The organism is Microcoleus sp. MON1_C5, from assembly GCF_036701875.1.
Classification (GTDB): domain Bacteria; phylum Cyanobacteriota; class Cyanobacteriia; order Cyanobacteriales; family Microcoleaceae; genus Microcoleus.
The window spans coordinates 20,323-31,719 of the sequence record NZ_JAUBRN010000070.1 but is presented as its reverse complement, the minus strand read 5'-3'; the positions used below and the strand labels follow the sequence as shown (position 1 = coordinate 31,719).

Below are 11,397 nucleotides of genomic sequence, written 5' to 3'. Positions count from 1 at the left end.
TTTTAAGTCGGGAAGTTTTTCCATTCCTTTATCTAATGTCTATCTCGTCTTCTTGTCAAGGGGGTTGAGCAATTACCCCGGTGATAACTTTGGCTAATCAGAAAAGCAGGCTAGCAGCCGCTCACGCAAATTATTGAAATTGACAAAGCCATAAGCTTGCCGTTTAATCAGCTTAATTCGATTATTAATTCCCTCCATCACACCATTCGTTTCCGGCTCCGAAAATAGTTGCAAATTCCATCTAAGTGACTATGAATCGTCGTGATGACCTCACAATAGATAGACCGCGCCTGATTTAACCCTTGCTTAATCTGACACTTACCTTCCTCAACAGTCAACCGCTTCTCATAAATGCCTCGAAGCTCTTCGTTCTACTGGTATGCTTTTCTTAATCGCTTTGAGCGCTGTAAAATTTGCCTGAATTTTAGGGTTTCTTATTCGGTCAAATCTTTGGCGTTCTTTAGGAGAATGAACTTGCTATTTCGCTCAGAGACTTGCTTGCGAATCTTGTTTAACTCTTCATTCACAGTTTTCATCACATGAAAGCTATCAATAACAATCTCCGCATTCGGAAAGACTTATTGCACAACTTTTGGCAACCCTCCCCACATATCAACACTAACTTCTTCGACTTGCTCGCCCACCTCTAATGGCTGCTGATTCAAGGTTTTAATGATATCTTCCGTCCGATGACTGTCAATCACTTCAATTAATTTCCCCGCTTCAATGTCGCCGACAACTGTGATAAAGTTTTGATGTCCTTTACGTTGGCTGATTTCATCAAGACCGACTAGCTTAATTCCTGACCATCCGGAGTTTTTTTCTGAGTATACTGATGCTTAAATATTCCTTGAATTCGTTCAGATGTTAGTTTCTCTGCTCGACTAACTTGTTCAATACTAGAAAGTTGAACTTGCTAATCAATATACTCTTCAAACCGCGCAATCAGCGACTGTTTTGCCCCAATGCGATCTGCAAGTTGCTGTTGGGTCAATTCTGCTTGCGTCCGAACCTCATAAATGAGATGACGACAGGATACGGATACCGTTTGCGAATCCCTGTGTTTGCACTGAACGGTTTAGTTCATAGAGGAAGCGATCGAGAACTTTTTGAGCCGTATTTTCTCCAGTCATTAAATCCTGAGCCGACAGTTATTGCCGTCATTGATTGTTGTTTTTTAAAAAAAAGTAACAAAAAATTTGAGGAAAAAGCTTACTTTTATAATAGCATATAGCAATCCTCGCATCATTTGTGAATTTCTTACTTTCTCCCCGCGGGTTCGGGGATGGTTGGGGTGGGGTAAAAAAATTACGACTCCTGCAAGGATTGCTATAGCTGGCAAAGCTGAACAGGGATGGGAAATTTATGTAATTTCTATTGTCGAATTTGAGACTATTTATCAATTAGTTTAAGTCTGCAACAAACTCCCTCGTGTCCTCAAACAGAACCACCGAAAAATACCCGAATGTTTCTGAATAAAAGCCTGTCCCTTAGAAGTAATTTTTCTTGTTACCAATAGTTTACAGGTTGAGCCGATTATCAATATCCTCATCCCCAACGGCTGGATTTTCATTTCAATTCAATGCCAGCCTAATCGCCTTAAATTGAGCCAAATATGAAGTATCTAATCGTCACTCTTCTCAATAATTTTTATTTGTGTTTTAAATCTGTTATTATAAAAGCCTCGAATTCAATAAGCATCTACTTTGGACTTTTATTGACAATTTAGATTGAGAATGGAATTTTATTTTAAATCATTCTAACCTTCCTTCAGTAGTGTATTATGGTACTTTCGCTGCTTAAAAATTGTCCGGACTATTGAAGAGTGTAAAAAATTAAAAGATGCAATCCTTAAAACAAGTTGCCCGCCGACTCAAAAAAGAAACTTACGCTGTTTATTTAGCCAGTACAGACCCGAGAGTACCTTGGTACGCCAGAATTTTAGCAGGCCTTACGGTTGCCTACGCTTTTAGCCCGATCGATTTAATTCCTGACTTCATACCGATTCTCGGCTACTTGGATGATTTGATAATTGTACCTTTGGGAATTTGGCTGGTACTGAAGATGATTCCGCCACAGGTTTTAGCCGAGTGTCGGGAAAAAGCAGCCGCAGAAATAGAGCGAGGAAAACCGATAAATCGGGCTGCCGCTGTTGTGATTGTTGCCATTTGGATTGGCTTGGGAATATTAGCAGCAATGTGGCTGACACGGATATTTAAACGTTAAAAAAAATTACCTATCTAGTTATAGTGTAGGGTGCGCGCCAAACACCTTAGCTTAAACAAGTCGCTTGACCCAAAAATATTTAAAGTTTAAAAAATCACCGTTCTAGTTATAATATAGGGTGCGCTAGGCGCACCTTACCTTAAAAAAAACTCGCGGTATCGCATACCAAGTATTATTTACTCCTTAAAAAATTAAACTAACTTTCTAGCTATGACTCAAACCACTGATTTCCTCAGCCACCTCAACCCATCTCAGCGCCAAGCAGTCGCCCATTATAACGGGCCGCTGTTAGTAGTAGCGGGCGCTGGTTCCGGCAAAACAAGAGCTCTAACTTACCGAGTTGCTAACTTAGTTCGCACCCATCGAGTCGATCCTGAAAATATTCTGGCGGTGACATTTACAAATAAAGCCGCCAGGGAGATGAAAGAAAGAATTGAGAAATTGCTGGCCACTCAGCAAGCTGAAGCGGAATATGGCAAACCTTTGGTAGACTTAGCCCCGGATGTACAAACCAAATTGCGATCGCAAATTTACCAAAGAATTACCAAACACATTTGGATGGGGACTTTTCACTCTTTGTGCGGCCGCATTCTCCGCTACGATATTGAAAAATACCAAGACGAAAAAGGCCGCAAGTGGCAGAAAAATTTTTCGATTTTTGACGAGTCAGATGCTCAAAGTATCGTCAAACAAATCGTAACCAAAACACTGAACCTCGACGACAAGAAATTTGACCCGCGAAAAGTCCGCTATGTCATCAGCAACGCTAAAAATAAAGGCTTGTCGCCTCAAGAATACCAAGCAGCAGAACCGGATTACAGAGGTCGCGTGATTGCCGATGTTTACAGTCGCTACCAAGACGCTTTAGCAGCCAACAATGCCCTAGATTTTGACGATTTAATCCTCGTTCCCGTTAAACTTTTGAGCCAAAACGAGGAAGTATTAAGTTACTGGCATAAAAAGTTTTGCCATATTTTAGTTGACGAATACCAAGATACTAACCGCACTCAATACGATTTGATTCGGATGTTGGTGACAAATAACGCCGACCCGAAAAACTTCGATAAATGGCAAAACCGCTCGATTTTTGTCGTGGGCGATGTCGATCAATCAATTTACAGCTTTCGCATGGCAGATTATACCATATTGCTGGAATTTCAAGAGGATTTCGGAGATGGTTTGTCAGACGAAAAAACTCAGACAATGGTAAAATTAGAGGAAAATTATCGCTCGCGCGAAAATATCCTGCAAGTGGCGAACCACTTGATCGAACACAATACCGAACGGATCGAGAAAATTCTGCGCCCGACTCGCGAACCGGGAGCTCCGATTGTTGTCTGGCGCGCCGACAACGAATTAGATGAAGCGGAATTTGTAGCAGGTCAAATTCATTCCTTAAAGCGCCAAAACTCCGAATACGAAAACGGCAGTAACTTTGCGATTCTCTACCGCACAAACGCTCAATCTCGCTCGTTTGAAGAAGCGTTAATGCGTTTAGACATTCCTTACAACATTGTCGGCGGCCTGAAGTTTTACGATCGCAAAGAAATCAAAGATATCCTAGCATACCTGCGGGCGCTTGCCAATCCCGACGATAGCGTCAGCCTCAAACGCATCATCAATACTCCCCGTCGCGGCATTGGGGATACCACATTTTCCAAAATCGAAGACGCTGCAACTCAGTTAGGCATTCCCCTGTGGGAAATCCTCAGCGATGAATCTTCGGTCAATACTCTAGCAGGGCGATCGGCAAAAGCTATTATTAAGTTTGCCGAAATGATTGGTCGTTGGCAATCCCAAGTTGAAACCCTGCCGGCTTCGCAAATTGTCCAAGGAATTATCGAAGATTCAGGCTACGTTCAAGATTTGAAAAATCAAGGAACCGACGAAGCCACAAATCGCATAGAAAACGTCATAGAATTGTACAATGCAGTGCTACAATTTGAAGAACAAAACGAAGAACCGACGCTGACATCATTTTTAGCAAAAGCATCTTTAGCCTCCGATTTAGATGATTTGCAGGAAGAAGATTCCCGCGTGTCGCTGATGACGCTGCACTCAGCCAAAGGGTTAGAATTTCCCGTGGTATTTTTAGTCGGGATGGAACAGGGTTTATTTCCCAATTTCCGCAGCTTGGACGACCCGAAAGCGATCGAAGAAGAACGCCGTTTGTGCTACGTCGGCATCACTCGCGCCCAGGAATTGCTATTTCTCACCCACACTCGCGAACGCCGCCTTTGGGGAGGCTTCCGGGAACACTGCACCCCTTCGCTATTCTTAGGGGAATTGCCGACACATTTGCTGGCTGGAAGTGCGAAGAAAACTCAAGCGGGGAAAACGGCTGCATCTAAGGGAAAAACTAATAATTCAGCCGCTAATTCCGGCAGTTCTCAAGCGGGAAACAATGGACAATCGGCGGATTGGCAAACGGGCGATCGGGTTTTTCATCATGCTTTTGGAGTTGGAGAAATTACGCACGTTTTAGGGGCGGGCGACAAAATTAATTTGGCAATTAAGTTTTCAGGTTTGGGCAGAAAAATTATCGATCCGAGAACAGCTAAGTTGCAGCGAGTGTAAGAGAAAATCCGGCGGTTTAAACCGCGTCTATACAGGCAAAACCTAGAATAGCGGCTTGAAGAAGGGGCGGTTAAAAGGCGGTAAAAATTACGTTTTTATCTTTAGTCCATGTCGGAAACCTCGTTTGTGTAGACGCGGTTTCAAACTTCGTTTTATCTAAGTAAAAAGTAGAAATAAAAACCTAAACTCTTATGTCTTACAGTCAATTTACGACCATCGGCAAGGTTAAAGAAGCCTTCAATCTTACAGTAGTGGAAGGAATCAGATTTCTGCCGGAAATGGAACCGATCGCACCCGCAACAGCATTGCAAACCATGCTGGAGACAAATTTGCCTTGGGCGATCGCCACTAGCACCGAAAAAGCCCGTTCTGAAGCTATTATCAACCCTGTATTGCTGGAAGTTCGCAGGATTCTGAACCAACAAATCAGCGTGTTTTCGGGTGAGGAATTTAATGTTGATGTAGCTGTTGGACTTACAGGAGTTTGCGATTTTATCATCAGCCGTTCCCCGGAACAATTAGACGTGGAGGCCCCGGTAATTGTGATGGTGGAAGCTAAAAAAGGAGATTTGAAAGTAGGTTTGGGTCAATGTATTGCTGAAATGGTGGCGGCCCAGAGATTTAATGAAGCCAAAGGGCGATCGATTTCCGTCATCTACGGCAGCGTTTCCAGCGGCACAGCTTGGCGGTTTCTCAAGCTGGAAGGGCAAATAGTGACGATCGATCTTACCGATTATCCGCTACCTCCAGTAGATAAAATATTGGGATTTTTAGTGTGGATGGTGCGCGAAAATTAGCATTATATCCCCATCGCACCCCGCATCGCCAACAGCGCCGTCCCATAAGCAGCCGCAGTATGAACCGGCGTTTCAACAGCCACTTTTAAATAACGCTTTCTAATCGCACTCCAAACCGCATTTTTGGCCCCGCCGCCAGCAGTATAAACTTTTGTCAAAGGAGTTGCACCCAATTCTTGCAATAATTGATATCCCCGCGCTTCAATCCGCGCTATGCTTTCTAGCAAACCGTGCAGAAATTCCACTGAATCAGTTGGACGCGGTTCGAGTCGGGGCGGCAAATTCGGGTCATTAATTGGGAAGCGATCGCCCTTTTTCAACAATGGGTAATAATCCAGTAAACTCTCTTGTTCTGGATCAATTTGTGTGCTATAATTTTCCAAATCCACATCCGTAAAAAAGTGTCGCAGCACGGCACCTCCGGTATTAGAAGCACCTCCAACTAACCACAAATCGCCTAATTTATGACTGTAAATCCCGTATCTAGAATCATCTACGCGGGTATGACTTAACAGTTTGACTGCTAGTGTAGAACCGAGAGAAGTTACTGCTTCCCCTGGTAAATTGACACCGCTTGCTAAAAATGCTGCAATGCTATCGGTTGTACCAGCACAAATCATACAATCGCGGGGAAAACCGAAGCGATCGCCCACTTGAGCTCTCACTTCCCCCACAGGCGTGCCCGGTGCGACAACTTGTGGCAATTCAGGCGTTGCAGCGCCCGCAATTCCCTGTGTCAGCCAATTCGGATAGCACAAAGTATCAACATTGAAACCGAGTTTCAAAGCATTGTGATAGTCGCTAATTCCTAATTTCCCGTGCAGCAGAAATGCCAGCCAGTCAGCTTGATGCAGGAAATAAAGCTTCTCAACAACAGGCAAGATGCCTGTTCCACAAAGACTGAATTGTTTTGTCGGGTGGGCTTCTAGCCCGCCCTCCTGCCACCACAGGAGTTTTGCCAGACTGGATGTAGCGCTTAATACTGTGTGGTTGGCAGGGGCGATCGCCCGCAACCTCTCTGTCACCGCTGCACCGCGCGCATCATTGTATAAAATCGGCTCGCATACTGGTATACCGTCGGTATGGCACAGCATGACAGTGGAAGATGTGCCGTCAAGGGCGATCGCCCTTACCTGACGGCGGATTGTTGGGGGAATTTGCTCAATTACAGCCCACAGCGCATTTTGCCACACCGAGGGCAATTCTGGCTGTTGCGCGTTGGCAAAAGTATGTTCTGTCTCGCAATGGATTGTACCCTGGGAGTCGATGATTGTCGATCGGGCGCCAGTCGTGCCGAAATCTATTCCCAAATAAAGATTCATTTGCCACTCCCGCGAATTTTCCTATTTTGAGTAAACCACAAAGTTTATTTGATTTTCCTACTTATTTCTGATATTATATGGGGTCAATTACCATTAATAAAAAATGTTTCTAGTGAAAACTTTAGTCCTCGGATTTATTGCGCTGCTTGTTTTACGCCTAAATCAGCTTCTATTTGTGCTTAATTTATGAAATATTTTGCCCTGCTACCGTGCTTCTACATACTCACAAAGCGTAGTTGGTTCGGGAATCGGTAAACCTTCTTCTCGCAATCCTTCTAAGTGAAATTCGATTGCTTCTTTAATTTGCTGCTGTACTTCCGCAAGGGTAGCGCCTGTGGCTGCACATCCGGGTAAATCTGGTGGATATGCTGAATAGTTATTGGGTGTTTTTTCGATCACAATGGCATAACGCATCATTTTATCTCGAATTTAGAGTAGATTAGGATTTACGCACTGACCAAAGAAACCGGGTTTTTACCGAATCTGCTGACTACAACCAAATATTGGGTTAAAAACCCGGTTTCTGAACCCTAAACAGTTTGTGTTAGCCAATTGCTATGACCCGAATTTCGCAAGTCTGTTGTTTGAAGAGTGATATCAAAGCGTAACAGGTAATGAAATGACTAAAAGCCGATAACTTCGTAGAAAAAGGTTCTCAAAAAAAGACTTGACAAAGGGCTGAAATCGCTATAAATTACAGCTTACAGCTCTTGATGCGAGAGAAGAACCATAACGCCACTTCACACCCAAACCCCGGAACCCACCCCACCACCCACACAGTTGCCTAGGGAGGTGGCCCACAGGTGCTTGTTTATTATAGGTTAGGTTTTTTGTGTCCAACCAACTGCCTCCTTTCCGCCAACCGACACGATCGCCTAGCTTCTTTTCAGTATCCCAATCAACTTTGCCGCCCACTTCCAACCAAATTTTTTTCTGGACGCTAAAACCAAAGCGACCCTGACTATATTTTATCCACAACTGGTCGATGGTGCGTAAATCATCGCAAGGAAAATTATCAATTGAGCCCGTATCAAAATAATCTTCCTTCTCCCGTCTAGCTACTTTCAGCATTACCTTGAGTGTTTCCTGATCCGCCTCTTTCCACTTTCCTGCTGCTAATAAATCCCGGAGACGAGTATAGTCAACACCCTGCGCTGACTTAAGCGAGTCTGGTGGCGGTGCCGATGGAGGTGTTTGAGCTGATAATGGAGGTGATTGAGAAGCAAGAGCCTGCAACACTTCAGTAGCAGATTGATAACGTTTTTTAATAGCAGGTTGTATCATTTTATCTAAAATGTGACCCAGTTCCGAACTGACAGATGTTTTTAAGTGTTCTCGCCACACCCACTCAAACTCGCTATCATCGAATAAATCAATCGGTTCAACCTCAGTTAAAAGACACAGACAAGTAACACCCAGACTATAAATATCACTAGCATGAATCGGTTTCCCGTTGGCTTGTTCGGGTGCCGTATATCCAGCCGTCCCGATTCTCGTTCCCGTTAGCCCTAGAGCCGTTTGTGTCGCATATTTCGCGGCTCCAAAGTCAACTAAAACCAGTTGCCCATCTTGCCGAAGAATAATATTTTCTGGCTTGATATCTCGGTGAATAACTTGGCGAGAGTGAATGAACTCGAATACTGGCAGTAAATTATTAAGCAAGTTGCGAATCTGCGTTTCGCTAAAATATCCCTTAGATTCTAGTGTTTGGGCTAAATTTTCACCGTCGATGAATTCTTGGACTAAATACTGCCGTTCATCTTGACTAAAATATGCTAATAATTCGGGAATTTGAGAATGTTTACCCAACTGTTCTAGGCGGACTGCTTCCAGCTCAAATAACTCAGCAGCTTTCTGGATAATAGAAGTACCTTGAAATTGGGGGTAGAATTGTTTAATAAGGCAGGGAGGTTTTGAGGGTTTATACTCGTCAACAGCTAGAAAAGTGCGCCCAAATCCCCCTTGTCCAATAATTTTTTGGGCTCCGTAGCGATCGCCCAATAGCAGTTTATTCCCGCATTTTTGACAAAATTTTGTAGAGCCAGAGGGGTTTTGGAATAGGCAATCAGGGTTTAGACACTGGCTCATAAAATATGCTTGCAGATTACAGATTAAAGCTCTCGATGCGATGCCAGCGGACATGGTGTTCCATGTGAAACAGCAGATCCGGGTAAGGACATCGCATTGCCTTTCATCGTGTCAACTTAACCCGAAAAACCGCTTAACCCGAAATATCGGCAGGGGTTTAAACCCCTGCCAAACAAGGCATTGCCGTGTCCCTAGTTAAACTTTTGTCCCGCACTCAGGACAAAACTTATTGCTCGAAACATTCTTCGCGCCGCAACTCGGACAATAAACCAACTCCGCAGATTGCAACTTGCTGCGTTCGGGCAAACCAACCATTTGAGCGTTGCTCTTACCTGGAACTACCATCGGATAGCAGTTTTCGTCCCTCGTCACCTTCACGTTCATCAGCACCGGGCCGTCATGGGCGAGCATTTGAGCGATCGCATCTTTGAGTTCCTCCGGCCGCGAAACGAGCATCCCTCTCACCCCGTAAGCTTCAGCCAGCATCACAAAATCCGGCATCCCTACAGTCATATTCGACGACGAATAACGCTCCCCGTAGAAAGCCTGCTGCCACTGCCGCACCATTCCCTGCCAGCCGTTATTTACAATCACAATCTTGACATTAATGCCGTATTGTGTTAATGTTCCCAGCTCTTGAATATTCATTTGCACGCTAGCATCGCCAGCAATACAAATCACTTGCTCATGCGGCAGCGCCATTTTCGCGCCCATCGCCGCCGGCAGCCCGAAACCCATCGTGCCCAAACCAGCGCTGGAAATCCAGCGGCGCGGCCCGTTGTTCAAGAATTGAGCGGACCACATTTGATGTTGACCGACATCTGTGGTGTAGTAAGCATCCGGCGCTTGAGTAGCCAACTGAGAAATCACCTGTTGCGGAGACAAAATGTCGGGGTAATGAGGCACAACTAACGGATAGTCCTGTTTCCACTGATCGATCCTGTGCAGCCATTCCGCAGTCTGTCCGGTCTTCCCCGAAACTCCAGTTTCCCGACAGCGGCGCAGCAAATCGATCAAAACATGGCGGACATCTCCGACAATCGGCACATCAGGACCGCGATTTTTGCCTACTTCCGCCGGGTCGATATCGATGTGAATCACCTTTGCGCGCGCGGCAAACTCGTCTAATTTCCCGGTCACGCGATCGTCAAACCTCGCCCCCACAGCAATCAGCAAATCGCACTCGGTAACGGCAAAATTAGCGTAAGCAGTGCCGTGCATCCCCAGCATTTTCACCGACAAAGGATGGTTTTCGTCAAAGCAACCTTTGCCCATCAGAGTTGTCGTGACCGGCAATTGAAAAAGTTCTGCCAGTTCCTTAATTTCTTCGTGGGCCCCCGCGGCGATCGCCCCGCCCCCCACATAAAGCAAAGGACGCTTTGCTTCCTTCAGCAAATGAATCGCTTGATTAATTTGCCGGGGATTTCCCTTCACCGTCGGCCGATAGCCCGGAATTCTCACCGATCCGGGTTCCACGGGCAGATAGTCAAATTCTTCTAAACCCACATCCTTGGGCACGTCAACCAACACCGGCCCCGGCCGCCCTGTACTCGCGATGTGGAATGCTTCAGCCACAATTCGCGCCATATCTCCCGGCTCGCGCACTACATAGGAATGCTTGACAATTGGCAGGGTAATCCCGTAAATATCTGTTTCCTGAAACGCATCAGTGCCGATCGCCGGACGGGGAACCTGACCGGTAATAATTACCATCGGGATCGAATCCATGTGGGCTGTCGCAATCCCCGTCACTAAATTAGTTGCGCCCGGGCCCGAAGTAGCAAAACAAACCCCAACTTGTCCGGTAGCGCGGGCGTACCCGTCGGCCGCGTGAGCAGCACCTTGCTCGTGCCGCACCAGAATATGTTTGATAGCGCCAGTTTCTTCAGCGCGGTAGAGTTCGTCGTAAAGCGGCAGAATTGCGCCGCCGGGATAACCAAAAATATGCTTGACGCCGTGGCGGATCAAGCTGTCAATCAGAGCAAATCCACCAGTTGCACGTCTGATGGTCACTTTAGTTTTTAGTTGCACAGAATTTCCTTCCTTAAACTAATTATGATTTTTAATGAAAGCTTTTATACTACTTTAATCTTAATTAATGAAACTATGAAAATTTAAGTGGTGAGATTTTACGAAAGATTTCGCGATCGGAGAGGGTTCGCCCGATCGAGACATTGTGGAACAGCAGAGGAAGAAAAGAAACAGAGCAAATCGCGGCTTCTATGCCGGTTTACCGTGATATCACCCTTTTAGAGCATTCGTGATTCGGCATTCGACAAGAAAAACAATCGTTTCAGCAATTAAGAACGTCCTAATCATCAGAGCGGTTGTTATGTTAGAGATCGATCGCGAAAAGAAAGCCCTTTTCCTTCTTCTTCCCTCTTCCT

8 protein-coding genes and 1 pseudogene are annotated in these 11,397 nt (G+C 45.3%); 3 read left to right on the top strand and 6 right to left on the bottom strand.

The window, feature by feature from the left end:
* Positions 1 to 93: 93 nt before the first annotated feature.
* Positions 94 to 234: a transposase gene (locus tag QUA71_RS24975; protein WP_333289211.1), complete on the bottom strand. Its 141-nt coding sequence runs from the start codon at positions 232 to 234 to the stop codon at positions 94 to 96.
* 200 nt (positions 235 to 434) lie between these two features.
* Positions 435 to 800, bottom strand: a pseudogene (locus tag QUA71_RS24970) (ISL3 family transposase).
* A gap of 1,042 nt (positions 801 to 1,842) precedes the next feature.
* Between QUA71_RS24970 and QUA71_RS24965 the strand changes: the two are divergent.
* From QUA71_RS24965 to QUA71_RS24955, 3 genes are all read left to right on the top strand, one after another.
* On the top strand, positions 1,843 to 2,226 hold the full coding sequence (locus QUA71_RS24965) for a YkvA family protein (RefSeq protein WP_333289209.1): 384 nt from the start codon (positions 1,843 to 1,845) through the stop codon (positions 2,224 to 2,226).
* Between the two features lie 210 nt (positions 2,227 to 2,436).
* On the top strand, positions 2,437 to 4,803 hold the full coding sequence (gene pcrA / locus QUA71_RS24960) for a DNA helicase PcrA (protein WP_333289207.1): 2,367 nt from the start codon (positions 2,437 to 2,439) through the stop codon (positions 4,801 to 4,803).
* 191 nt (positions 4,804 to 4,994) lie between these two features.
* Positions 4,995 to 5,600, top strand: coding sequence for a hypothetical protein (locus tag QUA71_RS24955; RefSeq protein ID WP_333289205.1), 606 nt, complete (start codon positions 4,995 to 4,997; stop codon positions 5,598 to 5,600).
* Between the two features lie 2 nt (positions 5,601 to 5,602).
* Here QUA71_RS24955 and QUA71_RS24950 read toward each other — a convergent pair whose 3' ends face one another.
* From QUA71_RS24950 to ilvB, 4 genes are all read right to left on the bottom strand, one after another.
* Complete coding sequence (locus tag QUA71_RS24950; RefSeq protein ID WP_333289203.1) at positions 5,603 to 6,922, bottom strand: FGGY-family carbohydrate kinase; 1,320 nt, start codon at positions 6,920 to 6,922, stop codon at positions 5,603 to 5,605.
* A 204-nt stretch (positions 6,923 to 7,126) separates the two neighbouring features.
* Complete coding sequence (locus QUA71_RS24945; RefSeq protein ID WP_333289201.1) at positions 7,127 to 7,339, bottom strand: type II toxin-antitoxin system HicB family antitoxin; 213 nt, start codon at positions 7,337 to 7,339, stop codon at positions 7,127 to 7,129.
* Between the two features lie 270 nt (positions 7,340 to 7,609).
* The gene (locus tag QUA71_RS24940; RefSeq protein ID WP_333289199.1) at positions 7,610 to 9,010 is read right to left on the bottom strand and encodes a serine/threonine-protein kinase; all 1,401 of its coding nucleotides are present in this window, start codon (positions 9,008 to 9,010) and stop codon (positions 7,610 to 7,612) included.
* Positions 9,011 to 9,205: 195 nt separating this feature from the next.
* Positions 9,206 to 11,041, bottom strand: coding sequence for a biosynthetic-type acetolactate synthase large subunit (gene ilvB / locus QUA71_RS24935; RefSeq protein ID WP_333289197.1), 1,836 nt, complete (start codon positions 11,039 to 11,041; stop codon positions 9,206 to 9,208).
* Between the last annotated feature and the right edge of the window lie 356 nt (positions 11,042 to 11,397).